This is a genomic window from Pseudomonas sp. 06C 126 (assembly GCF_001855215.1).
GTDB lineage: Bacteria > Pseudomonadota > Gammaproteobacteria > Pseudomonadales > Pseudomonadaceae > Aquipseudomonas > Aquipseudomonas proteolytica.
Genome location: NZ_MIFU01000099.1, coordinates 1 through 23,470 on the forward strand (window position 1 = coordinate 1; position 23,470 = coordinate 23,470).

General features: G+C 62.2%; 19 protein-coding genes. 9 read left to right on the plus strand and 10 right to left on the minus strand.

Annotated features, from left to right (window positions below; genetic code table 11):
• Positions 1-88 precede the first annotated feature (88 nt).
• The 8 genes from eat (at position 89) to BHC62_RS19525 (ending at position 7,789) form a co-directional block, all read left to right on the plus strand.
• Positions 89-1,522, plus strand: coding sequence for an ethanolamine permease (gene eat, locus BHC62_RS19490; RefSeq protein WP_070995842.1), 1,434 nt, complete (start codon positions 89-91; stop codon positions 1,520-1,522).
• A 52-nt stretch (positions 1,523-1,574) separates the two neighbouring features.
• Positions 1,575-2,969, plus strand: a complete 1,395-nt coding sequence (locus BHC62_RS19495; RefSeq protein ID WP_029292282.1) for an ethanolamine ammonia-lyase subunit EutB — start codon at positions 1,575-1,577, stop codon at positions 2,967-2,969.
• Positions 2,966-3,808, plus strand: a complete 843-nt coding sequence (gene eutC / locus BHC62_RS19500; protein WP_070995843.1) for an ethanolamine ammonia-lyase subunit EutC — start codon at positions 2,966-2,968, stop codon at positions 3,806-3,808. Before BHC62_RS19495 ends, eutC begins: the two co-directional genes overlap by 4 nt.
• A gap of 105 nt (positions 3,809-3,913) precedes the next feature.
• Positions 3,914-4,372 carry an N-acetyltransferase gene (locus tag BHC62_RS19505; protein WP_029292284.1) on the plus strand — a complete coding sequence of 153 codons (459 nt, stop codon included), beginning with the start codon at positions 3,914-3,916 and terminating at the stop codon, positions 4,370-4,372.
• A 288-nt stretch (positions 4,373-4,660) separates the two neighbouring features.
• On the plus strand, positions 4,661-5,317 hold the full coding sequence (locus BHC62_RS19510) for a DedA family protein (RefSeq protein WP_029292285.1): 657 nt from the start codon (positions 4,661-4,663) through the stop codon (positions 5,315-5,317).
• A 6-nt stretch (positions 5,318-5,323) separates the two neighbouring features.
• Complete coding sequence (locus BHC62_RS19515; RefSeq protein WP_029292286.1) at positions 5,324-6,136, plus strand: zinc-dependent peptidase; 813 nt, start codon at positions 5,324-5,326, stop codon at positions 6,134-6,136.
• Positions 6,137-6,247: 111 nt separating this feature from the next.
• Positions 6,248-6,775 (plus strand): inorganic diphosphatase, encoded by a 528-nt coding sequence (gene ppa, locus BHC62_RS19520; protein ID WP_003176323.1) that lies wholly within the window; start codon positions 6,248-6,250, stop codon positions 6,773-6,775.
• Positions 6,776-7,000: 225 nt separating this feature from the next.
• A complete protein-coding gene (locus tag BHC62_RS19525) occupies positions 7,001-7,789 on the plus strand; it encodes an XRE family transcriptional regulator (protein ID WP_029292287.1) in 789 nt (262 codons plus the stop codon).
• A 399-nt stretch (positions 7,790-8,188) separates the two neighbouring features.
• Here BHC62_RS19525 and BHC62_RS19530 read toward each other — a convergent pair whose 3' ends face one another.
• The 7 genes from BHC62_RS19530 to BHC62_RS19560 all read right to left on the minus strand — a co-directional run bounded on the left by BHC62_RS19530 (position 8,189) and on the right by BHC62_RS19560 (position 17,501).
• Positions 8,189-10,372 carry a TonB-dependent siderophore receptor gene (locus BHC62_RS19530; RefSeq protein ID WP_224791119.1) on the minus strand — a complete coding sequence of 728 codons (2,184 nt, stop codon included), beginning with the start codon at positions 10,370-10,372 and terminating at the stop codon, positions 8,189-8,191.
• A 66-nt stretch (positions 10,373-10,438) separates the two neighbouring features.
• Positions 10,439-11,371 carry a siderophore ABC transporter substrate-binding protein gene (locus BHC62_RS19535; protein ID WP_070995844.1) on the minus strand — a complete coding sequence of 311 codons (933 nt, stop codon included), beginning with the start codon at positions 11,369-11,371 and terminating at the stop codon, positions 10,439-10,441.
• A gap of 8 nt (positions 11,372-11,379) precedes the next feature.
• Positions 11,380-12,144 carry an ABC transporter ATP-binding protein gene (locus tag BHC62_RS19540; protein ID WP_070995845.1) on the minus strand — a complete coding sequence of 255 codons (765 nt, stop codon included), beginning with the start codon at positions 12,142-12,144 and terminating at the stop codon, positions 11,380-11,382.
• Positions 12,141-13,073: an iron chelate uptake ABC transporter family permease subunit gene (locus tag BHC62_RS19545; RefSeq protein ID WP_029292291.1), complete on the minus strand. Its 933-nt coding sequence runs from the start codon at positions 13,071-13,073 to the stop codon at positions 12,141-12,143. The genes BHC62_RS19540 and BHC62_RS19545 overlap by 4 nt, the downstream gene beginning before the upstream one ends.
• Positions 13,070-14,002: an ABC transporter permease gene (locus tag BHC62_RS19550; protein WP_070995860.1), complete on the minus strand. Its 933-nt coding sequence runs from the start codon at positions 14,000-14,002 to the stop codon at positions 13,070-13,072. Before BHC62_RS19550 ends, BHC62_RS19545 begins: the two co-directional genes overlap by 4 nt.
• Positions 14,002-15,729: an ABC transporter ATP-binding protein gene (locus BHC62_RS19555; protein WP_070995846.1), complete on the minus strand. Its 1,728-nt coding sequence runs from the start codon at positions 15,727-15,729 to the stop codon at positions 14,002-14,004. The genes BHC62_RS19550 and BHC62_RS19555 overlap by 1 nt, the downstream gene beginning before the upstream one ends.
• Positions 15,723-17,501 (minus strand): ABC transporter ATP-binding protein, encoded by a 1,779-nt coding sequence (locus tag BHC62_RS19560; protein ID WP_070995847.1) that lies wholly within the window; start codon positions 17,499-17,501, stop codon positions 15,723-15,725. Before BHC62_RS19560 ends, BHC62_RS19555 begins: the two co-directional genes overlap by 7 nt.
• Before the next feature lie 116 nt (positions 17,502-17,617).
• Here BHC62_RS19560 and BHC62_RS19565 point away from each other — a divergent pair, with 116 nt between their 5' ends.
• A complete protein-coding gene (locus BHC62_RS19565) occupies positions 17,618-18,229 on the plus strand; it encodes a TetR/AcrR family transcriptional regulator (protein WP_029292295.1) in 612 nt (203 codons plus the stop codon).
• A 387-nt stretch (positions 18,230-18,616) separates the two neighbouring features.
• On the opposite strand, the gene BHC62_RS19570 is transcribed toward BHC62_RS19565, so the two are convergent.
• Genes BHC62_RS19570 through BHC62_RS19580 form a run of 3 tightly spaced genes read right to left on the minus strand, consistent with a single transcriptional unit; the run spans position 18,617 to position 23,380 of the window.
• Entirely contained in the window at positions 18,617-19,972 is a 1,356-nt protein-coding gene (locus BHC62_RS19570; RefSeq protein ID WP_070995848.1) for a DUF1329 domain-containing protein, read from the minus strand.
• Positions 19,973-20,032: 60 nt separating this feature from the next.
• The gene (locus BHC62_RS19575; protein ID WP_070995849.1) at positions 20,033-22,018 is read right to left on the minus strand and encodes a DUF1302 domain-containing protein; all 1,986 of its coding nucleotides are present in this window, start codon (positions 22,016-22,018) and stop codon (positions 20,033-20,035) included.
• Positions 22,019-22,075: 57 nt separating this feature from the next.
• Positions 22,076-23,380, minus strand: a complete 1,305-nt coding sequence (locus tag BHC62_RS19580) for a phospholipase (RefSeq protein ID WP_070995850.1) — start codon at positions 23,378-23,380, stop codon at positions 22,076-22,078.
• Positions 23,381-23,470: the final 90 nt, after the last annotated feature.

A 23,470-nucleotide genomic window follows, 5' to 3' on the forward strand; every position in this document is an offset into this window, starting at 1 on the left:
CTCCCACACTGAATCATCATAAATACTCGGCATCTCATCCGGCTCAAGTCAGTCGGGATAAAACAATAAGAACCAAAGGTACTTCCCCATGCCTAGCGAACCGACAGGATCCTCCGTCGACTTCGAAAAAGTCGACTCCGAATATTTCCAACAACGTGAACTGAAAAAAGGCGCTGCCGGCTGGGTGCTGTTAGTCGGCCTCGGCGTTGCCTATGTGATCTCCGGCGACTACGCCGGCTGGAACTTCGGCCTGGCCCAAGGCGGCTGGGGCGGGATGTTCCTCGCCACATTGCTGATGGCCACCATGTACTTGTGCATGTGCTTTTCCCTCGCTGAACTGTCTTCCATGATCCCCACCGCCGGCGGTGGCTACGGGTTTGCCCGCAGTGCATTCGGGCCCTGGGGTGGGTTCCTCACCGGCACGGCGATCCTCATCGAGTACGCGATCGCCCCCGCCGCCATTGCGGTGTTTATCGGCGCCTATTGCGAGTCGCTGTTCGGCATTGGCGGCTGGATGATCTACCTGGCGTTCTACATCATCTTTATCGGCATCCACATCTTTGGTGTCGGGGAAGCGCTGAAGCTGATGTTTGTGATCACCGCTGTCGCCGCGATTGCCCTGGGCGTGTTCCTAGTAGCGATGGTGCCGCACTTCAGCGTCGCCAACCTGTTGGATATCCCCGTGACCGAGGCCAAGGGCGCCAGCAGTTTCCTGCCGTTTGGCTATGTCGGTGTGTGGGCCGCGATCCCCTACGCGATCTGGTTCTTCCTGGCGGTCGAAGGCGTGCCCCTGGCTGCCGAAGAAACCAAGAACCCGAAACGCGACCTGCCCCGCGGCCTGATCGGCGCGATTGTGGTGCTGACCAGTTTTGCCCTGCTGATCCTGGTGATCGCACCCGGTGGCGCCGGTACCCTGGCGCTGGTCAAGTCCGGCAACCCGCTGGTGGAGTCCCTGGCCCTGGCCTACGGCGGTTCGACCTGGATGGGCAGCTTCGTCAACCTGGTGGGTCTGGCCGGGCTGATCGCGAGTTTCTTCTCGATCATCTACGCCTACTCCCGGCAGATCTTCGCCCTGTCCCGCGCCGGCTACCTGCCGCGCAAGCTGTCGCAGACCAATAAAAGCAAGGCGCCGGTACTGGCCCTGGTTATCCCCGGGATCATCGGCTTCGGCCTGTCGCTGACCGGCCAAGGCGATCTGCTGATTTTGGTGGCGGTGTTTGGCGCGACCATTTCCTATGTATTGATGATGGCCGCGCATATCACCCTGCGCATCCGTCGCCCCAAAATGGAGCGTCCATACCGCACGCCGGGTGGCATCTTCACCTCGGGCCTGGCCCTGATACTGGCCTGCATCGCGGTCGTGGCGGGTTTCCTGGTGGATCCACGCGTGGTGATTGGCGCGGCGATCATCTATGGAGTATTAATTGCTTACTTTGCTTTCTACAGTCGGCATCACTTGGTAGCAGGCACGCCGGAAGAAGAATTCGCGGCGATCCAGGCCGCAGAGGCCGCCTTGCACTAAACGCCGTAAACCACGATGCGGGCCAGCGCCCGCGTCGTCATGGAGAGTCTGTATGGCAAGTTTTTCCCATTCGGTCGGTGCATTGACCTACCGTTTCGACAGCCTCAAGGACGTGATGGCCAAGGCCAGTCCCGCACGCTCCGGGGATTTTCTCGCAGGCGTCGCCGCGCAGAACGATGGCGAACGGGTTGCGGCGCAAATGGCCCTGGCCAATATCCCGTTGAAGCACTTCCTTGAAGAAGCGCTGATCCCTTACGAAAGCGATGAAGTCACCCGGCTGATCATCGACACCCACGACCAGCAAGCCTTTGCCGTGGTCAGCCACCTGACCGTCGGCGGCTTGCGCGACTGGCTGCTCAGCGACGCCGCCGACGAAAACAGCCTGCGCGCCCTGGCGCCGGGGCTAACCCCGGAAATGGCCGCCGCCGTGTCGAAGATCATGCGCGTGCAGGACCTGGTGCTGGTGGCGCAGAAGATCCGCGTCGTTACCCAGTTTCGCGGCACCCTGGGCCTGCGCGGGCGCCTGTCCACACGCCTGCAACCCAACCACCCTACGGATGAACCGGCGGGCATTGCCGCGAGCATCCTCGACGGTCTGCTGTACGGCAACGGCGACGCCATGATCGGCATCAACCCGGCCACCGACAGCATCGCCTCGATCTGCGCCATGCTGGAGATGCTCGACGCGATCATCCAGCGCTACGAGATTCCGACCCAGGCCTGCGTGCTGACCCACGTCACCACCTCCATCGAGGCGATCAACCGGGGCGTGCCCCTGGACCTGGTGTTCCAGTCGATTGCCGGCACCGAAGCGGCCAACGCCAGCTTCGGGATCAACCTGAATGTGCTGCAGGAAGGCTACGATGCGGGCTTGAGCCTGAATCGCGGGACCCTGGGGCAAAACCTGATGTATTTCGAGACCGGGCAAGGCAGTGCCCTGTCGGCCAACGCGCACTTTGGCATCGACCAGCAAACCTGCGAAACCCGCGCCTACGCCGTGGCGCGGCATTTCAAGCCGTTCCTGGTCAACACCGTGGTCGGTTTTATCGGCCCCGAGTACCTGTACAACGGCAAGCAGATCATCCGCGCCGGCCTCGAAGACCACTTCTGCGGCAAGCTGCTGGGCGTGCCGATGGGGTGCGACATCTGCTACACCAACCATGCCGAAGCCGACCAGGATGATATGGACACCCTGCTGACCCTGCTGGGCGTGGCCGGGATCAACTTCATCATGGGCATCCCGGGCTCCGACGACATCATGCTCAACTACCAGACCACGTCCTTTCACGACGCGCTCTACGCCCGCCAGACCTTGGGGCTCAAGCCCGCGCCGGAATTCGAACAGTGGCTGGCGAAAATGGGCATCTTCACGCAAGCCGATGGCAAGGTGCAGTTTGGCAACAACCTGCCACCGGCCTTCCGCCATGCCTTGGCGCAATTGGGATGAAGAAGGAGCCTGAAGTGCAGACCGACACACCTCCAAGCGATAACCCATGGCTGGAACTGCGGCGCCTGACCCCGGCGCGGATTGCCCTGGGCCGCACCGGCACCAGCATCCCCACCGGCGCGCAACTGGACTTCCAGTTCGCCCACGCCCAGGCGCGGGACGCGGTGCACCTACCGTTCGACCATGCCGGCCTGAGCAGCCAGATGGCCGAGCGCGGCCGCGACAGCCTGTTGCTGCACAGCGCCGCCCCCGACCGCCATAGCTACCTGCAGCGCCCGGACCTGGGGCGGCGCCTGAGCGATGAGTCGGCGCAGGCCCTGCGCGACTACGCCCTGGCCAACCCGGGTGGCGTGGACCTGGCGGTGGTGGTGGCCGATGGTTTATCGGCGCTGGCGGTGCATAAACATACCGTGCCGTTTCTGACACGCATGGAAGAACAGACCCGCGCCGAAGGCTGGTCGTTGTCGCCGGTGATCCTGGTGGAACAAGGCCGGGTCGCGGTCGCCGATGAAATCGGTCAGTTGCTCGGCGCCAAAATGGTGGTGATCCTGATCGGCGAACGGCCGGGGCTCAGCTCGCCGGACAGCCTGGGGCTGTATTTCACCTACAACCCCAAGGTGGGCCTGACCGATGCGTACCGCAACTGCATTTCCAACGTGCGCCTGGAGGGCCTGAGCTACGGCATGGCGGCCCACCGTTTGCTGTACTTGATGCGCGAGGCCTGCCGGCGACACCTGTCGGGGGTCAACCTCAAGGACGAGGCGCAGGTTCAGACCCTGGAAACGGATGATCCGGACTTGATGAAAGGCAACTTCCTGCTCAGCCCGCCCAAGGAGTGATGCCAGCACGATTGCGATTTTTCGCCGCTTTAGGCAGCATCAAGCAGCGGGCGCCCGAGTAAAGGACCGTTTGCCGTCGTATTCCTATAGAAGTTGAGGCCTAGCATGCGGATCACTCAAGCGACTCTGGAACACCTGGACCTGTTGACCCCGTTATTCGTCAAATACCGTGAGTTCTATGGCGCGCTGCCCTTTCCTGACTCATCCCGGGCCTTTCTGGAAAAGCGCCTGCGGCGCAAGGAATCGGTAATCTACCTGGCCCTGCCCGATGACGACGACAGCAAACTACTCGGCTTTTGCCAGCTGTATCCGAGCTTTTCTTCGCTGTCATTGAAACGGGTGTGGATCCTCAACGACATCTACGTCGCCGAGGATGCCCGGCGCCAATTGGTGGCCGATAACCTGATGCGTACCGCAAAAAAGATGGCCAAGGAAACCAATGCCGTGCGCTTGCGCGTATCGACCAGCAGCGATAACGCCGTGGCGCAGAAGACCTATGAGTCCATGGGCTTTCGTGAAGACACCGAGTTCAAGAACTACACGCTCCCGATCAGCGAAGACTGAAACACCGCAAAAAAATGTAGGAGCTGGCTTGCCTGCGATGCAGGCACCTCGGTGTGTCAGTCAGACCCCGGTGATGCTATCGCAGGCAAGCCAGCGCCTACATTTGGATCAGTGCTAGGCAGAATAGCTGCGACATCCCCCGCTACAAAACCAACACGCATTTCATCATTCAATCCGTATAATGCCGACCTTTTAGGACTGTAAGAAAACCGGCATACGCCTGTAGCCTTATTGCCCGAAGCTTCCGCACAGGCCCGCTGAGCCAGGCCGTCCACACAGGTGCCATCCATGGATTTCAACCCGCTCGACCTTATCCTGCATCTCGACGTGTACCTCGACTTGCTGGTAACCAATTACGGTCCGTGGATCTACGCCATCCTGTTCCTGGTGATTTTTTGCGAAACCGGCCTGGTGGTCATGCCGTTCCTGCCGGGCGATTCGCTGCTGTTCATTGCCGGCGCCGTAGCCGCAGGCGGCGGCATGGACCCGGTCCTGCTGGGCGGCCTGCTGATGCTGGCGGCGATCATGGGTGACAGTACCAACTACGTGATCGGCCGAACCGCCGGGGAACGCTTGTTCAGCAACCCCAACTCGAAAATCTTCCGTCGCGACTACCTGCAAAAAACCCACGATTTCTACGACAAGCACGGTGGCAAAACCGTGACCCTGGCGCGCTTCCTGCCAATCCTGCGTACCTTCGCGCCGTTCGTCGCCGGTGTTGCCAGAATGCCTTACCCGCGGTTCTTCGGCTTCAGCGTGCTGGGCACCATCCTCTGGGTCGGCGGCCTGGTCACCCTCGGCTACTTCTTCGGCAACGTACCGTTCATCAAGAAAAACCTCTCGCTGCTGGTGGTGTTCATCATCCTGCTGTCGCTGGTGCCGATGATCATTGGCGTGGCCCGCAGCCGCTTTGGCCGCACCTCATCCGAAGCCAAGCCGCACTGATCGGCCATGTGGTCCCTCAGCGCCTGGCGTCGCCGGCGCCTCCTGGCCAAGCATCCCGTTGCCGATGACACTTGGCAGCGGGTGCGCCATCACCTGACCTTCCTCGACGGTATCAGTGCCGAACAGGACCAATGGTTGCGTGAGGCCAGCGTGCTGTTCCTCGCCGAAAAGCACCTCACCGCCCTGCCCGGCGTCGAACTGCACCAGGAACAACGCCTGCTGCTCGCCGCCCAGGCGCAACTGCCGCTGATGAACCTGGGCGACCTGGATTGGTACCAGGGTTTCCACGAAATCATCCTTTACCCCGATGACTTCCGCAGCCCCCAGCGCCATCGCGACGCCAGCGGCGTGGAACATGAATGGGACGGCGAACACAGTGGTGAAGCCTGGCAGCAAGGCCCGGTGATCCTCGCCTGGCCGGGCGTGCTGGCCAGTGGCAATTGGGAAGGCTACAACCTGGTGATCCACGAACTGGCACACAAACTCGACATGCTCAATGGCGACGCCAACGGCCTGCCACCCCTGCACCACGACATGCGCGTCCAGGAGTGGGCCAGCGTGATGCAGAGCGCTTATGACGACCTCAACCGCCAGCTCGACCACAACCCCGACGCCGAAACCGCCATCGACCCCTACGCGGCGGAAAACCCTGCGGAATTTTTTGCCGTCACCAGCGAGTATTTTTTCAGTGCGCCGGATTTACTCACTGAGAGTTATCCACAGGTCTACGAGCAACTGAGCCACTTTTACCGCCAGGATCCCCTGGCCCGCCTGAAACATCTGCAGGCCAGCGACCTGCGCTATCAGACTGAAGGCTAAGTACCGTACGACGTCTGGCGCGTGGCATCGGCACAGGAATATGCCTATAATCGCCGCCACTTTTAGGCCAATCCGGCCAATTTACCTGGCCACCAACGGGGGCAACGCCCAATGAGCTACAGCAAGATTCCGGCTGGCAAAGACCTGCCGAACGACATCTACGTCGCCATCGAGATTCCGGCCAACCACGCGCCGATCAAATACGAAATCGACAAAGACAGCGACTGCCTGTTCGTTGACCGTTTCATGGCCACCCCGATGTTCTACCCGGCCAACTACGGTTTCATCCCTAACACCCTGGCTGACGACGGTGACCCCCTCGACGTGCTGGTCGTGACCCCTTACCCGGTCACCCCAGGCTCGGTCATCCGCGCTCGCCCGGTGGGCATCCTGAACATGACCGACGACGGCGGCGGCGATGCCAAAGTTATCGCCGTGCCACACGACAAGCTGTCCCAGCTGTACGTCGACGTGAAGGAATACACCGACCTGCCGCCACTGTTGCTGGAGCAGATCAAGCACTTCTTCGAGAACTACAAAGACCTCGAAAAAGGCAAATGGGTGAAGATCGACGGTTGGGGCAACGCAGACGCTGCCCGCGCCGAGATCATGAAGTCGGTAGCTGCCTACAAAGGCTGATACCCGCTACTCATTGCCACGGCAATCAAAAAAGCCCCGATCATTCGGGGCTTTTTTTGTGGGAAAAAATAAACGGCAAGTTCATTTAGATAAACAAAACAGCAACTAACGTTTAACTAATCTCAATTCAATCAAGACTTTACTTGCAATAAGGAAATACCTACATACACCAACTCAACGCATGGTTTATTTGATCTAGTTTTCCGGCCAGTAAACTCTGCGTTTATGAATACATCAGGTGATCGCTTAAGAACGTTACTTAGGGAAGTGCATCTTTCCGCCTCCGACTTCGCCAAGAATCGCGACGTCACGCCCCAGCACGTCAATAACTGGTTCAAGCGTGGCGTGCCCATGGCCCGGCTCGACGAAATAGCAGAACTGCTGTGTGTCACCAGCCGCTGGCTGCGTACCGGCGAAGGCCCCAAACACCCGCCGACCAACTACCACCTGGAAGGCTCCAACCGCGCAAACAACGCCGCCGCACGCGAAGACTGCGGCCACTACCTCTGCGACCCCAGCAGCGGCCCGGAAAAAGTCGACGTGGAAGTCCCCCTCCACGCTTCCTTCAACGCCCAGGAAACCCTACGCCTGTCCCTGCATACCCTGGAACAACTCAACGTCACCGCCGACCGCGCCTTGGGAGCCTATATGGTTGGCAACAGCATGATCGACATCATCCAGGACGGCGCCATCCTGGCCATCGACCGCGGCCGCACGCAAATCATCGACGGCGAGATCTACGCCCTCGAACACGACGGCATGCTGCGCATCAAATACCTCTACAACCGACCCGGCGGCGGCCTGCGCATCCGCAGCCACAACAGCAACGAACACCCCGACGAACTCCTGACCTACGACCAGCGCTTCGAGCAAAACGTCCACATCCTGGGCTGGGTGTTCTGGTGGTCCACCCTCAACAAACGCCGCCCTCCCGTCCCGCTGGACGACCACCTGATCGGCCACGACAGCTCTAAATCAGACCAGACGCTGGGAAAATCAAATAAATGTGAGTAACATGCGCGGCACATTTGGCAGGGTCGGCGTAAAGCCCACACACCCTGCCCGGCGACGCGGAGGAGTTCCCGCCGATGCCCCCTTTATCACTTGGGCGAGCGCTTGAGTGAACGATTGAAGGCTGGTGAGGTTTACCAAAAATAGACTTAACCAGTCCCCGAGAAGCCGGCCACAAGCCGGCTTTTTAATTGTCCGAAATAAACCTTTTCCATCCGAGAATCCTGCCGATAGCTCAGCTATCACGGGCGTTTCAGGCTCGTCCCTGTCCAATGGCGTTCAACGCCACTTGACCTCATCCGACGATGAAGTGGGGGGACAAAAGACTCGCATTCTGAATAGCTGTGTGGCAAGGGAGCTTGCTCCCTCGCCACAGGTTGAAGTTTTACTCTTGCTAAAGCGTCAAAAATCCACGGTCGCCGACAACTCGTACGTGCGCGGCGCGCCCAGGCCCAGGCTGGACGTCAGCGGCATGCCCCAGTACGCCTTGTCAGTGACGTTGGTCACCGTGCCACGCAGGGTCACTGGTCGCCCGGCGACCTGCATTGCATACCGCGAGCCCAGGTCGAAAATGGTGTAGCCGGGGATCGACTGTGAGTTGTCATCACTGATGTATTGCTGGGAAACCGACGTCGCGTTGGCGGTCAGGGTCAGGCCCGGCACCAGTGGCGTGTCCCATTCCGCGCCGAGCTTGCCTTGCAGCTTGGGCAATCCGGTGGCCGTCTTGCCTTCGTCATCGCCGCCTGGCGATTTGGTGATCTTCGGATCAACATGGGCAACGCCGCCCATCAGGCGGACGTCGTCGATGGGCGAGCCGAAGAAGCCCCACTCGATGCCTCGGTTGCGCTGTTCGCCACCAAAGGAGAACACGTTGGTCACCGGATCGGTGGAGCTGCCCGGACGCTCGATCTGATACAGGCTAAGAGTGTGGGTGAACGCGCCCAGGTCGAGCTTGAGGCCGATTTCCTTCTGCTTGGATTTGTACGGGGCAAAAACGTCGCCGTAGTTAGCCGCCGTCATCGGCGCCATCGCGCCTTTGCTCAGGCCCTCGATGTAGTTGGCATACACCGAAACCTGTTCCGTGAGCTTGACCACCACGGCTGCGGCGGGAGTTGTCGCGCTTTCGTCATAGCCGGGCTTGTTACGCGCGCCAGTGGTGGTATTGAAGGTGTCCGTGACCACGTTCTGGCGGCGCACGCCAAGGGTCAGTTGCACCTTGTCGTCAAGGACCGACAAGGTGTCCGCCACGCCGTAGCTGGTCAGCGTGGATTCGGTGTGTGCCACCGGCGCAAAGCTGCGCGGCGCCTCCGGCCCCCAGGTCGGGTGATAGATATTGGTCAGCCAATCCGCACCGGGCACCCAACGCCGGCCATAGTCCTTTTGCTTGTCGGCATACCGCGTGGCATTGACCACCCACTGGTGCCCGATCGGCCCGGTCTGCCATTTGCCCTTGAGCCCCGCCTCGCCCGAGGTTTTCTCGATGTCCATCTTCAGTTGGCCCATGCTGGTCTTCAAATCCCCCGCATTGTTGATCACCTGGGCCGACATCGCGCCGCTGTAGCGGTAGTGGGTCTCGCTGGCGCCGAACGCCGCGTAGGCCGACAGTTGCTCAGTCAGGTCAAATTCGCCGCGCACAATCGCGCCCTGATCCTTGGTATCGACAAACGCCCAGTCCGGGTTGAGCAAAGTGTCCGACTTCGGCGGCTTGGGCACGGCCACATTCGCCGCCAGGCTGATCCCACGGTTTTGCCCGCGCACGCGGTCTTCGCTGTTGTAGAGGTCGGCCGACAGCCGCGCCCGCTCACCGCGCCAATCCAGGCCCAACGAATTCAACTGCGCTTTCTGCTGTTGCTGCTCGGTCGCTGTGTCGCCATCGCGGTACACACCGTTGAAGCGCACGCCAAATTGCTGCTCATCGCCAAAGCGACGGCCTACGTCGAGGTGGCCGCCAAACTGCGCCTCGGACATGTAGGTGGTGGTAAAGCGCGTCAGCGGCTCAGCACCGGCACGCTTGGGCACCAGGTTGACCATGCCTCCCACCGAACCGCCTGGCGGCATGCCATTGAGCAGCGCCGACGGGCCTTTCAACACTTCGATGCGCTCGTACATTTCCGGCGAAATGCGGTAGTACGGCGCCACGCCAAACAGGCCGTCGATGGTCACGTCGCTGATGCTGGTGGCAAAACCACGGATCGAATAGTTCTCGCTGTAGGTGCCCTTCAGGCCATTGCTGAACACCGCAGGGTCGGTCGCGGCGATCACATCGGTGACGGTCTGGGCCTGGCGGTCGGCAATGAACTTTTCCGTGTAGCTGATGGTGCTGAACGGCGTTTCCATAAAGTCCTTGTTGCCCAGCAGGCCGAGCCGGCTGCCATACGCCACCTGGTCACCGGCGTAGCTCAGCGGCAGATCGGCGGCCGGCATTTCACCCTCGACGCGAATCGCCGGCAAGGTGGACACGCGGTTTTCTTCGGCTTGCACGAGTTCTTCGGCGAACGCAGGGGCGCTGCTGATTGCCAGGCCGAGCAAGGCCATGGAGGTAAAACCCGGACGAGCGGGCACAGGGGTACGTGTACGGTGAGTCATGGAAGGCTCCGTAAGGTGGGATGTTTTTTTAGTGTTGGCAGCTTGAAGCGGGATTAACGCCTGGAATCAGGGTTGATAGCCCTGGATCACATCGGCGATCACTTGCTTGATCGAGCTAGGGCTGGCCGCCATGACGTACCAGGCATCGGCATCGACAAACACCACGCGCCCGGTTTTCCAGGCATTGGTCTGGCGCAACAACGGGTTGCCCAGGGTTTGCGCATTCAGCAACGGGCGATGCTCCATGACGGCCGTGCGATCAACTACGTAGAGAATGTCCGGGTTGGCCTGCTGGATGAATTCACTGGAAATCGGCTGGCCATGCAAGCCGGCCTCGGCGGTCGGGCTGGCCGGTTTCACCCCCAGCTCGGTGAACACAAAGCCGTAGCGCGACTGCACGCCAAACGAGCTGAACGCACCGTTGTTATGCAGCACCACCAGGGCGCGCTCGGGGCGGTCGGCGGTGATGCGTTTCGCTTCTGCAACCTTGGCGTCGAGGGCGCCAACCTGTTGTTGCGCCAGGGCCGGCTTGGCGAAGATCTGCCCGAGGGTCAGCAGGTGCTGCTTGATTACTTCGATATGGCGCTTCTGGCTGTCGCGGTAATCCACGTCGAAATGCACGGTGGGCGCGATCTCGCTGAGTTCGCCGTAGTGCGGGGCCTGCAGCGAGGTGATCAGGATCAGGTCCGGTTTGGCCGCGTGCACCCGCTCCAGATTCGGCTGGACGATGGCGCCGGTGTCCACCACCGCCGCGTCGTCCTTGTAGCGTTGCAGGAACGGCGGCACGAAGTCCTTGGGCATCCCGGCCACCGGTACGCCCAGTTGGTCGAGAAAATCCACTTCGTTCATGTCCAGGGCCACCACGCGCTGTACGGGCGGCTGGATCAGCGTGCTGCCCAACGCGTGGGTCACGCTGATCGGGGCGGCGGCCGAAGCCGGCCCTGCGCCAAGCGCGGCCAGTAACAGGGCGCAGGCCCAGGCTGTGTGTGTGCGGTTCATGGGAGTTCTCATGCGGGGTTGAAGTAGTTGCACAGGCGGCCACGGGCGCCGTGGGTGATCTCGAAATCGAGGTCGTACAGTTCGCCCAGGCGGGTTTCGTTGACCACCTCGGCCACGCTGCCGGCGCAATGCACGGCACCGCCTTTCATCGCGAGGATGTGGTCGGAGTAATGGGCGGCGAAGTTGATGTCGTGCACCACCAGGATCACCGTACGGCCCTGCTCGTCACATAGCCGGCGCAGCGCACGCATGATGTGCACGGCGTGTTTGATATCGAGGTTGTTCAACGGCTCGTCTAGCAGCAGGCAGTCGGTTTGCTGGGCGATGGTCATGGCCAGGAACGCCATTTGCCGCTGGCCGCCGCTGAGCTCGTCGAGGTAGGCGCGGCGCAGGGGTTGCAGCGCGAGAAAGCTCAGCGCGTCATCGATCACGCGGTGATCTTCGCCGGTCAGCGCGCCACGGCTGTAAGGGAAGCGCCCGAAGGCCACCAGTTCCTCGACGGTCAGGCGCAGGTTGAAATCCGGCGCCTGGCGCAAGGTGGCCACGCGCTTGGCGTAGTCGCGCAGCGGGATATCGCCGACCTGGCGGCCATCCAGGCGAATGTCGCCGCCGCTCGGTGCCATCAGCCTCGCGATCATCATCAACAGCGTGGTCTTGCCGGCGCCATTGGGGCCGATCAGCGAGGTCAGGCGCCCAGCGGCAAAGCTGGCGTTGACGCCGGCCAGCACGGTCTGGGTGCCGTAGGTTTTGTAGAGGTTGTGCACAGTGATCATCGGGTGCCTCGGGTGCGCAGCATCAGCGCCAGGAAATACGTGCCGCACAGCAGGTTCACAAGAATGCTGACGGTGGTCTTGTAGTTGAAGACGTGCTCGACCAGCAGTTGCGCCGCGATAAAAATCGCGATGGCAATCGTGCTGCCCATGGGCAACGTGACCCGGTGGCGGAACGTGCGCGCCAACGCATAGGTGGTGTTGGCCACGAGCACGCCCATGAACGCCGTGGGCCCCAGCAGCCCAGTGGAAATCGCCACCAACGCCGCGACCAATGCCAGTTGCAGGCGCACCACGCGCGGGTAGTCCACCCCCAGCGACATGGCTTGGTCGCGGCCCAGGGCGAGCACATCGAGGGTCGGCAACGTGCGTGCAAAGCCCAGGCACAGCGCCGCCACCAATAACCCCGAGAACAGCAGTTGCTGCGGCTGCACGCGGTTGAACGAGGCCTGGCTGAAGCCTTGCAGGATCGAGAACTCGCCGGGGCTGATCTTCAACTGCACAAACTGCGTGACCGTGCCGATCACCAGGCTCAACACCAGGCCCAACAGCAACAGGAAGTACACGTTGCTGTTGCCCTCGCGCAGCAACCAGCGTTGCAGCGCCCAGGAATAGCCGAGCATCAGCAGCACCGACAGCACAAAGTTGCCCTGGCTGCCCAGCAGCATCAGGCTGGCGGTGCCCAGCAACAACACCAACAACGCCTGGAACAACAGGTACACCGCTTCATAACCCATGATCGCCGGCGTGAGGATGCGGTTGCCGGTGAGGGTCTGGAAAATGATCGACGACCACGCCACGCACACCCCGCCGATACACATCGCCGCCAACCGCGCGAGCCGCTTGGGGATCACGTAGTCAAAATCCAGCCCCGAACGGAACAGCACAAAGCCCGACGCCAGGGCGAATACCAAGGCCCACAGCCGCTTCATCGCTGCCTCCAGACGATCAACGCGAGGAACATCCCGCCACCCACGATGCCCGCGGTGAGGCCAATCGGCACTTCGAACGGGAAGATCAGCAGGCGCCCGAGAATGTCGCAGGCCAGCAGCAACGCGGCACCGCCGAGGGCGACGATGGGCAGCGTGCGGCTGAGGTTTTCGCCGTAATACAAGGCCACCAAATTGGGAATCATCAGGCCGACAAAGGGGATCGAACCGATGGTGATCACCGTCGCCGCCACGGTCACGGCCACCAGCAACAGGCCCAGCGCCGCCGTGGCCGCGTAGTTCACGCCCAGGCTAGTGGCCATGCCCTCGCCCATGCCCATCACGGTAAAGCGCTGCGCATACAGGTACGCCAGCGCGACGATGGGCAGGATCAGATAAATGATCTCGTAGTTGCCCTGCACCACCTTGGAAAAATCCCCCAGCAGCCAGCCCTGCATGCTTTGCAGGATGTTGTGGCGGTAAGCATAAAACTCGGAAATGGCGCTGAGCACACCGCCGTACATCAGGCCAATCACCGGCACCAGCAAGGTATGGTGAAAACGCAGGCGCCGGATGATCGCCAGGAACACTAGGCTCGCCGCGAAGCAACACAGCAGCGCAAACAGCATGCGCACGCCGGCGCTGGCGGCCGGCGCCACGCCCAGCGAGACGAGGATGCCAAGCTTGGCCGCGTCCAGGCCGCCGGTGGTCCCCGGCTCCACGAACTTGTTGCGCAGGATGTGCTGCAAGATCACCCCGCACACCGCCAAGCCCACGCCGGTCAGCACCAGCGCGGCCAAGCGCGGCAAGCGGCTGGCCGTCAGCGTCAGCCACGCGTCGCCGTCGACTGCCAACAGGTCGATCTCGCGGGCGCCGACCAGCAGCGACGCGCCGCACAGCACCAGCAACACGCCACAGCCCACTAGACGCATCATGCAATCCGCCAACCACGGGCCGCCCGGCGCTGGGCGAGAAACTGCGCGTACCGCCCAGCGCTGGCCGCCAGGATCGCTGGCGTGCCCTGCTCGACAATCTCGCCGTCATCCAACGCTAGAATCTGATCGGCCATGGCCACCGTCGACAACTGATGCGCGATCACAATCAACGTGCAGCGCCCGCGCAACCTGGCCAGCGCATCGGCGATGGCGGCTTGGTTGTAGGTGTCGAGGGCGGCGGTGGCTTCGTCCACCAGCAGGATCGGCGCGTCCTTGAGCAACGCACGGGCAATGGCGATACGTTGGCGCTCGCCCCCTGACAACCGCGCCCCGCCCTCGCCCACCGGCGTGTGCAGGCCCAGGGGCAAACGCGCAATGATCTCGGCCACGCCGGCTTGCTGCGCCACCGCCGCAATCTCGGCCAGGCTGGCGCCCGGTTTACCGAGGCGGATGTTGTCGGCAATGCTGCCCTGGAACAGGTAGGTGTCCTGGAAAATCTGGCTGATCTGCGCGGCCAGCACCGCTTCGGACATCTCGCGCACCTCCACGCCACCGATCAACACCTGGCCCCGGTTCGCATCGAAGAAGCGCGCCAGCAGCCGCACCAACGTGGTCTTTCCCGAGCCCGACGCGCCGATCAGTGCGGTCATGCTGCCCGGCTCGATACGCAGGCTCACCCCGCGCAGCACCTGGGGTTCGTCGGGGGCATAACGAAAACTGACGTTGCGCAATTCCACCGAACTATCCATGGGCATTTTCGCTTGCGCGGCGACCGGTAACGGCTGCTCGGCAAGAATGCTGCGCACCTCATCGAGCTGGGCGTTGGCGCTGCGCAGGATCTCGCCATAACTGGCCACTTCCAGCAGCGGTTCGATATAACGACACACCAGCACCAAGGCCACGCAGACGGCGATGGCTTCGTGGGCATCCAGGGCGTCGCACCACAGCGCGACCGCCACCAGTAAGGCGCAGAAGATCCCTTGCACCGCCCAGGCATTGAACACCGCCGACAATGAGGAGCGATAGATCAAACGCTGGCCGGACTGGCGTTGCTGGTCGATGGCCTGGTCCAGCAAACGCGTAGCGCCGCCGCTACCATTGAACGCGCGCAACACCGACTGGGCCTGCGCGAACTCGACCATGCGCTGGCTGGTCTGGGCGAAGTTCTGCTGATAGGTGTTGTCGGCACTTTGGCCCAGGCGCGCGGTGAGCAGCATCACGCCCACCAACACCGGTAGCGCCAGCAACGCCAACACACCCAAGGGCCAGTGCAAGGCAAACAGCGCGGCAACCAGCACCAACGGCGTCACCGCGCCGCTGATCACCGGGGTGAACACATGCGCCGGCAACTGCGCCACCGCCATCATGCCCTGGGTGATCAGATGGCCGAGCCGCGCACTGTTTTGCGCGCTGAACCAGCCCAGCGGCAGGCGCGCCACGTGATCGCCGACGCGTTGTCGCGCACCTTGCAGCACCGCCACGCCGACGGCTACACCGGCTTTGTCGAGGGTGCGACGCCACAGCGCGCAAGCGGTCACGCCAAACAGCAGCGCAATCAACCAACGCCCTGCCTCCAGCGCATCACCGGCCAACAGGTGGCTGATCAGCGGCACCAGCGTGATCAGGGTCAGCCCGCTGAGCAGGCCGTAGAACACCGCCATCACGGCATAGCGGCGCAGCGTGGGCGCGTCTTCACCGAGCAGGCGCACAAAAGTCTTCAGCATGGTTGCACCGCCTGTGATTCGCTGCGGGCGTAATCGCCCAGTTGCCATAACCGTGCGTAGAGCCCGCCATGGGCCAGCAGGTCGGCGTGACGGCCATGCTCGTGCAGGGTGCCGTCGTGGATCACGAGGATCTGATCGGCGTGCATCACCGTGTCGAGCCGATGGGCGATGACCAACAATGTGCGGCCCTGGGCGAAGCGTGACAGTGCTTCCTGGATCGCCACTTCGTTGTCGGCATCGGCCGCGGCGGTGGCCTCGTCGAGCACCAGCACTGGCGGGTCCAGCAGCACTGCACGGGCGATGCTGAGGCGCTGTTGCTCGCCGCCGGAGAGCTGGGCGTCCTCGCCGATCACCGAGTCGTAACCACGCGGCAGGCGCAGAATGCGCTCGTGGATATTCGCCGCGCGGGCGGCGTCTTCGATCTGTTGCGCGGTGGCGGACGGTCGGCCGAGGGCGATGTTGTCGCGCACGCTGGCGTTGATCAGGCGCACCTCTTGCAGCACAAAACCGATGCGCTGATACAACAGCGGCGTATCGATGTGGCGCAGGTCCGCACCGCCCAAAGTGATGCGCCCACTGCTGGGATCGAAAAACCGCAGCAGCAGGCGCGCCAGCGTTGACTTGCCGGCGCCGGACAGGCCGACGATGGCCGTGGTGGTGCCCGGTTGCAGGGTGAAGTTGATATCCCTCAGCACCGCGTGGTCGCGCTCATAGGCATAGCCAACCTGCTCAAAGCAGATTGCGTTGCCGCTCGGCAACTGCACGGCCGATTGCGTCAGCGTCGGCGTGTCCAGCAACCCCTGCACGCGCTGCGCAGCGCCGGTGGCGTTGTTCAAATCGTGGGTGATGTAGTGCAACAGCAGCAACGGCGCGCTCAGACCCGGCGCCACCAATACGAAGGGCAGCACGTCCACTGGCGCGATCCAACCCAGGCTAACAAACAGCGTGCCCGCTGCCAGTACTACGCCGAGCACAGTGACCGGCGCGATCATCGCGTTGGCATTCGCCATCGACGCCACCAGCGGGCGGGTGAAGTCGATAAAGGTCGTGGCAAAGGTGTCGATGGCGCTGCGATAAGCCCCGTGCGCTTTGCCACTGGCGCCGAAAGCCTTGACCACCGGAATGCCGTTGACGAACTCCACCACCGCGTTGTCGATGCGAGCCATCCCGCTGACAAATTCCTGCATACTCGCGCCGCTGGCGCGCATGGCCCGCGAGAGAAACAGGAAATACCCGGCAAACGGCAACAGCGACACCAGCGCCAAACGCCAGTCCATCGCCAACAGGTAAACCATCGACACCAACACCGCTCCGCCCGCGCGCCCCGCGGTGGTGTAGAAGTGCGCGGTGAGGCTGTGCAGCGTATTGATATCGTCCTGCATCGCCCGTTTCACTTCGCCCGATGCTCGGCTGCTGAACCAACCCAGTGGCACACGGCTCAGGCGCTGGGTGATCGCGCGGCGTAAATGGTGAGTGAGGCGATTGTCGGCCAGGTGGGCGAGCAGCTCAGCGATAAAAATCAATGCCATGCCCGCGAATAGGCTTAAAGCGCTAAGGCCAACAACCCACCACACTTCGCTCGACAGCTGAGCGCCAGCGCCGAGGACACGTGCGCCGATATGGGCGATGGCCGCCAGCGGCACCAGCGTCAGCATGCCGCCGACAGCGGCAAGCCCTGCGGCGACACACAGACGCCCACGGATAGGCCTCAGAATCCGGCTAAGCGTGCCTGCGACTTGAGGGTTGGCCGAAGCCGCTTCAGGTGAGTCCATTGACAGAAAAAGTCCGTTTGAGAATCAGAATCATATTTAGTTGCATGACTATAAACTAATTTGCGCAAAGCCGACAAGACAGCTACAACCTTGTGTTCAGCGATTAAGGAATACCCATGGAACCCGCAAAAAAAACCGCCACCCGCGGCCGCCCGCCGAGCATCACCCGCGAACGCATCGTCGACGCCGGCATCGAGATGGGCCTGCCCAACATCACCTTCGTCGGCCTGGCGGCGGCGTTGGGGGTCAGCCATATGGCGCTGTACAAACACGTGGCCAACCTCGAAGCGCTCAAGGCCATGGTTGCTGAAGAAATCTTCACCCGCTGGCAGATCCCCCAGGACTGCGGCGAGGCCGACGGTGGGTTGAAGGACTACCTGATCGTGTTCGCCACCTCGGTACGCGAGTTCGTCAAAACCCACCCCGGGCTGACGCCCTACGTGATCCGCCGCGCGGCAGCAACCGCGCCGATGCTGGCCAAGATTGATGGGCACCAAGCGTTGATTGCGCAGGGGTTTGGGGTGAGCAAGGAACAGGCGCGGTGGCTACTGGCGACGGTGGCGTTTCACTGCATGGCGGTGGCGGATACGGTGTACACGGTGACGCAGCGGGAGCCCGTGGTGGAAACGGCGCGGGATACGGAAGAAGCGGAGATGGAGGTGGAATTGGCGCGGGGGATGGAGGCGTTGGTGGTGGGGGCGTTGGTATTGGTGGAGGGCGTTGCCTGAGCGTTGCCAAGGCCTGCCTTGGGCAGGCCGATAGGTTGTCATCGTCCCAATCGGGACTTGACCGGTTTCTGAGGCCATCCAGATCAGAAAGCTACGTCGTTGCGCGGTAAATTCTTTCGGCTTGGCGTCCGGGTGCGTAGAGCATCGAAGAGTTCTACCTCAATGACCTTACTTTCGCCGCCCCTATCCACAACATCTGGGGAGCGCCTGTGGCCTCATTGAAAATCGGAATAAATTTTATAAATAACGCCGCACAAGCCGGCTTTTTATTTGCCCCGAATAAAGCGCCCCAACAGCCTGACTACCCATCGGGCTAGACACCTTAAAAAAAAGCAAAGAGCCGCACCCTCAAGCACGGCTCTCGCCATCTAACTAACAACGACAGCCCTATCGAGTCCCGCGCAAGCGCAACGCCGAGGGCATGAAGTACGAGTCTTCCGGAATCGGCTGCGCAAAGTCCACCGTCTGCGGCTCTTCGTTATCCAAGTTCTGCACGTAGTACCGCCGTGCCTGCAGGTCATGGAACACGTCCAATGCGCTCCAGGTAGTCGGCAAATCGTAGAAGTTTTTCAAGTAGGCCATCGACACCCGCCACAGTTCGCCACGGCCGTCGTACTGATCAACCACTGCCGCGCCCCAGCTGTCTTCATCAAGGTACAGCACGCGTTTGGAATACAGGTGCCGCGCCGTTGGTTTGAGGGTGCCTTCGACTACCCACACGCGGTGTAGCTCGTAGCGGGTGTATTGCGGGTTAAGGTGGCCGACTTTGAGCAGGTCGGCGTATTTCACGTCGGCGCTGGCGAGTTTGTAGTTGTTGTAGGGGATGTAGATTTCTTTCTTGCCCAGCAGTTTCCAGTCGTAGCGATCCGGCGAGCCGTTGAACATGTCGGTGTCGTCCGCCGTGCGCAGGCCATCGGAGGATGAGATCGGTGTGTCGTAGGCCAGGTTCGGTGCGCGGCGTACGCGGCGTTGGCCGGCGTCGTAGATCCAGGCTTGGCGGGCGTCTTTGATCTGGTCGAGGGTCTCGTGCACCAGGGTCGCACCACCGGCCAGGCGGGCCGGGCTTTTTACGAAGGTCAGGTAGTAGAACAGGATGTTTTTCAGGTCGGCGTATTGCCCGCCCTGGCGGTAGTAGTTGAACAGCCCCTCCTGCTGCGCCGTGACCAGGGCGAAGCTGCCGTTGCGTTGCACGGGCGCCTCCGAGGCGCGGCGCACGATGTAGGTGCCGCGGTAGCGGGTGATGTGGTTCCACAGTGCTTCCACGCCGTTTTGCGGAATGGGGAACGGCACGCCGCCAAAGGCATCGGCGAAGCCGGTACCACCGTCCAGCAGCTTGGCGCTGGTGGCGTTCTTGAAGGTGTTGTCATACACCCACTGCGGCGCCGAGCCGGAGCGTCGGCTCGGATAGATGGGCATCTGGAAGCTGTCGGGGTAGCTGTTGAACAAGGCGATCTCGCCCGCCGTCAGGTTGGCCTTGTACTGTTCCAGGTTGGCCTTGGTGATGGTGAACAGCGGTTTGTCACCGGCAAAGGGATCGACGTGGTGCTTGCCCTTTTCATAGCCCTTGGGCGCCTGGGTGATACCGCCCTCCCAGGTGGGGATGGTGCCGGCGGCATTGCCCGCACGCTCGGCGCCGAAGGGGGTGAGCTGGGCCTTGAGCTGTTGCGCCGCAAGGGCATTGCCAGCGGCCAGGCCGAGGGCCAGCGCCAAACCGGCGGTGAGCATTCGAGGTGTGTGGAACATGGCGAATCTCCAAAAGAACGAGGGCGGGCAACCGCCCTCGCGCCGCAGCATGGCAGCGGCTTACAGGAAGTACTTGAGGTTGAAACCGATGTTGTCGCGGTCGCGGATAACGTTGTTCTGGCCGCCACCAAAGAACTCGGTGTATTGCAGCTCGGCTTCCAGCTTGTTCTGGTAGTTGGCCTTGAGCCCCAGGGTGTAAGCCTTGCGGCCCTCGATGTAGTTGCCGGCCTGGTAGGAGTTGCCTTTGAAGTCGTCTTTGTAGACCACGTAGGGCGACAGGTTGACCCCGGCGTACACGTCGTTCCAGGTACCGTTGAACATCAGCGTGTAGCTGTAGGAATCACGGCTGACCTGGTCATCACGATCACCACCCGACACATAGGAAGTGTTGCCGCTGCCCGCGTAGTAACGGGTGCTGCCATCGTAGGCCTGATACTTCAGACCACTGCCGCGCAGGTGCTCGGAGGCCAGTTCGAAGACGCCGAACAGTGAGTCGAAGCCCAGGCCCGGGCCGAAGTTATAGATGCTGCCTACGGACGTGTTGAAGGCCTCTACGCGCTCGGAGTTGTCGATCTGGCTGTCGAGGTTGACCATCTGCCCGCCGACATTGATGAACTGCCCGCCCGCTGCCGCGCCGGCACCATTGGCCAGGTCGCCGATCAGGTCGTTGGTGGCGGCGACACCGATAGGCAGGTTCGGCCGGTAGGCCAGCTCGCCAAACACCGAGGCCTTGCCCAGGGTGGTGTTGAAGCTGAAGCCGTACATGCGGATATCTTCAGCGTAGCGCCGGTGCGCCTGGATGTTGCCCATCACGTCCACCGTCGCCAGGCCATTGGCCAGGGCCGCCGCCTGGCTGCCGGCCACCGACGACAGCATGCTGGTCAGGGCCGCCATGTCGATACCTTTGTAGCCCGCCAGGTTAGCGGCGATGGTCGGTTCCTTGGCGTGGTAGTTGACCAGGTACAGGCCGAACTCGGTGCTATTGAGCTCCTCGGCGATGTAACGGAAGGCGAAGCCGAACTGGCCATCGTTGCGCGCGTTGTAGTCCTTGCCGATCGACGCCACCTTGAGGGTGTTGCCGTAGGCCGGGGTCATGCCGTTGGCGTAGAGCCCGGTGCTGCGCAGCATGCCCCCGAGCATCGGGTTGTTGCCCAGGGCGTCGTATAGCCCGATGACGTTGCCGCCGATGGGCGTCGGGGTGTCGAGGGCGCTGCCGGTGAAGTTGTTGTAGCCGGTGCGGCCGCCATCGGCGAACAGGTCGCTCTGGGAGTAGAAGGTGCCGACCGGATCGATGCGTGTCTCCTTCCAGTTCCACTGGTAGAAACTCTCCATCGACAGGTTGTCGCTCAGCCCGATATTGAAGCTGATGGCTTCCACCGGCATCAGCACTTCCTTGACCTCGGCACCCGGCAGGCGGTATTTGGCCGCGTCCACCGGGTTGGTGGTGTTGACCCCGCCGCGATAGAAGATGCCCTCGCCCCAGTTGAATACCTGGCGCCCCAGCCGGGCAGTCAGCGGCATCTGGCCAACGTCCCAGTTGCCATAGACGTAGGAGTCGAGAATCTCCACACGGCTACCGGCAATATCCCGGGTCTGGTCAGTGAAGTGGTTATCCTGGGGATGGCTCTGGCTGGGTTGCGATGGGCTGTTGTTGCGGTAGTAGTCGTTGCGCTTATCCATGATCTGGGTGTCATAGAACGCCGTGCCACGCACGAACAACCCGTAGTTCTGGTAGTTGGCTTCCAGCTCCGACGTGATCTTGTACACCTCGGAAACCAACCCGGTATCGAAGTTGCGATTGCCGTCGTTGGTGTTGACGTCGTCGTTGCCCTTGTCCCGCCCCTGGACCCGCCACAGGCGCCCATAAGACAGGGTGCTGTCGAGCGAGCCGGTGACCTGCTTGTCCAGCAGGCTGAACTCCATGGCCTGCACGCCCCCGCTGCTGCACAGTTGCAGCAGGCCTACCAGGCCGACACCCAGCCCAGTGGATTTGATGGACCATTTACCCTCGGATCCCGAGCCTTGCGCGCGCACTGTCGTGCTCATTGCGGTCTCTCCCCTGCAATCTTTCTTGTTGTTATTGCACTGCGATGTGTTGTGGTTTCACTGCGCCGGGCGATCGAGGCCGGCCCGGACGTAGTTGCGACTGTGGGCGCCAAAGTGGCGCAGCAACTGCACCAACTGCTCGTTGAGCCGGGCATGGTCGTAGCGCTCGACGGGCAACTGGTTGCCGGCACTGAAGCTCTGGGTTGCCCCGGGCGTGGCCAGCCACTGGCCGATGGCCTCGTCGAACGCCACCGCCTGGGCATCCGCCTCGGCGCTGACCACCTGGCGCAGGTAGTCCGCCGAATAGCCGGGGTAATCGCCGTCTTGGCGGGTGTCGGCATAGGCCGCCAGCATCGGGTTGCTCGCCCCCGTCAGCAGCAGGTGACGTAGCCAGGCAAACTGGTAGCGCTCCACCTCGTTGTGGCGCGTGGCGACACGTTCGATCGCCGCTCGCTTGTCGCTGTCATAGCCGGCCAGGGCCTTGCCTTCCATCAGCAGCATGCTGGTCAAATCGTCGCCCGGCAGCGTGGTGGCGTGATAGGGCTGGGTCAGGTCCTGCAGGTAGTGCATGCCCCAGCCGAGGAAGCGATAACCCCAGTAGGGATGGCCATTGGCGAAGGCAAAACGTGCCAGGCCGAAGTACTGGTAGGCCCGCCAGTCCGGCCAGTTGCGCAGCAGGAACGGCGCAGCGGCATACACCAGCGCGCTCTCGTGGAAGAACCCCATATGGAACGGCGCCTGGGAGCTGTACTGGAAACGCGCATCGCCAAACGACTGCACGCCAAAGCCATATAACGCGCCGACGGCTCCCGGGTTATCGCTGAACAGGTTGATATCGTGGCCGTAGTCCGGCTCGTCGGCAGCGGTCGCCAGCACCGCCAGCGGCGCGACCTTCTGCCCCGGTTGCAGTTGGATAAAGCGCTGGCGATTCCACGGTGAGAGGGTTTGTTCGACCATCACGTCGGCCGCCTTGAGTTGCGCGCGCCCCGCCAGGTCTTCGCCGGGCATGGGCTGGATCACCTGGGCCAGGTGGATCTGTGGATTGACCCGCAGGGCCATGAGGAAGTCGCGGCGCAAATCGGCGCCGGGCTGGGGCGCCAGGCGCAGGTTATCGGGGCGCGGCGGATAGTCGGGAAAGTGGCTGCGGGCGAAGTTTTCCTGCTCGTCCAGCAGGGCCACCAGGCCAGCGTATTGCTGGGAAAGAAACTGCTCAAGCGTCTCGACCTGCACCTCGGGCGCCTCGCGCAACGCGGGCAAATCTTGCAGGGCCAGGTAGCTGCCCACGCTGTGATTGGACCAGGCACCAACCCCCGGCGACAAACTCCATAGCCCCAGGCACAGCAGCAACGACGGCAACTTCATGGCTTTACGCTCTTGTTGTAGATGCGTTCAGCCTAACAATCCGGGTATGCCGCGACACTGTCCGATCTTGCCAAAACGACTCACCAATAG

Excerpts from the sequence above, each read along its gene's own strand:
- BHC62_RS19570 (WP_070995848.1), bottom strand. The coding sequence starts at position 19,972 with ATGTTCCACACACCTCGAATGCTCACCGCCGGTTTGGCGCTGGCCCTC.
- BHC62_RS19515 (WP_029292286.1), top strand. The coding sequence starts at position 5,324 with ATGTGGTCCCTCAGCGCCTGGCGTCGCCGGCGCCTCCTGGCCAAGCAT.
- BHC62_RS19565 (WP_029292295.1), top strand. The coding sequence starts at position 17,618 with ATGGAACCCGCAAAAAAAACCGCCACCCGCGGCCGCCCGCCGAGCATC.
- BHC62_RS19535 (WP_070995844.1), bottom strand. The coding sequence starts at position 11,371 with ATGAACCGCACACACACAGCCTGGGCCTGCGCCCTGTTACTGGCCGCG.
- BHC62_RS19580 (WP_070995850.1), bottom strand. The coding sequence starts at position 23,380 with ATGAAGTTGCCGTCGTTGCTGCTGTGCCTGGGGCTATGGAGTTTGTCG.
- BHC62_RS19555 (WP_070995846.1), bottom strand. The coding sequence starts at position 15,729 with ATGCTGAAGACTTTTGTGCGCCTGCTCGGTGAAGACGCGCCCACGCTG.
- eat (WP_070995842.1), top strand. The coding sequence starts at position 89 with ATGCCTAGCGAACCGACAGGATCCTCCGTCGACTTCGAAAAAGTCGAC.
- BHC62_RS19560 (WP_070995847.1), bottom strand. The coding sequence starts at position 17,501 with ATGGACTCACCTGAAGCGGCTTCGGCCAACCCTCAAGTCGCAGGCACG.
- BHC62_RS19530 (WP_224791119.1), bottom strand. The coding sequence starts at position 10,372 with ATGACTCACCGTACACGTACCCCTGTGCCCGCTCGTCCGGGTTTTACC.
- BHC62_RS19540 (WP_070995845.1), bottom strand. The coding sequence starts at position 12,144 with ATGATCACTGTGCACAACCTCTACAAAACCTACGGCACCCAGACCGTG.
- BHC62_RS19575 (WP_070995849.1), bottom strand. The coding sequence starts at position 22,018 with ATGAGCACGACAGTGCGCGCGCAAGGCTCGGGATCCGAGGGTAAATGG.
- BHC62_RS19510 (WP_029292285.1), top strand. The coding sequence starts at position 4,661 with ATGGATTTCAACCCGCTCGACCTTATCCTGCATCTCGACGTGTACCTC.
- BHC62_RS19550 (WP_070995860.1), bottom strand. The coding sequence starts at position 14,002 with ATGCGTCTAGTGGGCTGTGGCGTGTTGCTGGTGCTGTGCGGCGCGTCG.
- BHC62_RS19495 (WP_029292282.1), top strand. The coding sequence starts at position 1,575 with ATGGCAAGTTTTTCCCATTCGGTCGGTGCATTGACCTACCGTTTCGAC.
- eutC (WP_070995843.1), top strand. The coding sequence starts at position 2,966 with ATGAAGAAGGAGCCTGAAGTGCAGACCGACACACCTCCAAGCGATAAC.
- BHC62_RS19545 (WP_029292291.1), bottom strand. The coding sequence starts at position 13,073 with ATGAAGCGGCTGTGGGCCTTGGTATTCGCCCTGGCGTCGGGCTTTGTG.
- BHC62_RS19525 (WP_029292287.1), top strand. The coding sequence starts at position 7,001 with ATGAATACATCAGGTGATCGCTTAAGAACGTTACTTAGGGAAGTGCAT.
- ppa (WP_003176323.1), top strand. The coding sequence starts at position 6,248 with ATGAGCTACAGCAAGATTCCGGCTGGCAAAGACCTGCCGAACGACATC.
- BHC62_RS19505 (WP_029292284.1), top strand. The coding sequence starts at position 3,914 with ATGCGGATCACTCAAGCGACTCTGGAACACCTGGACCTGTTGACCCCG.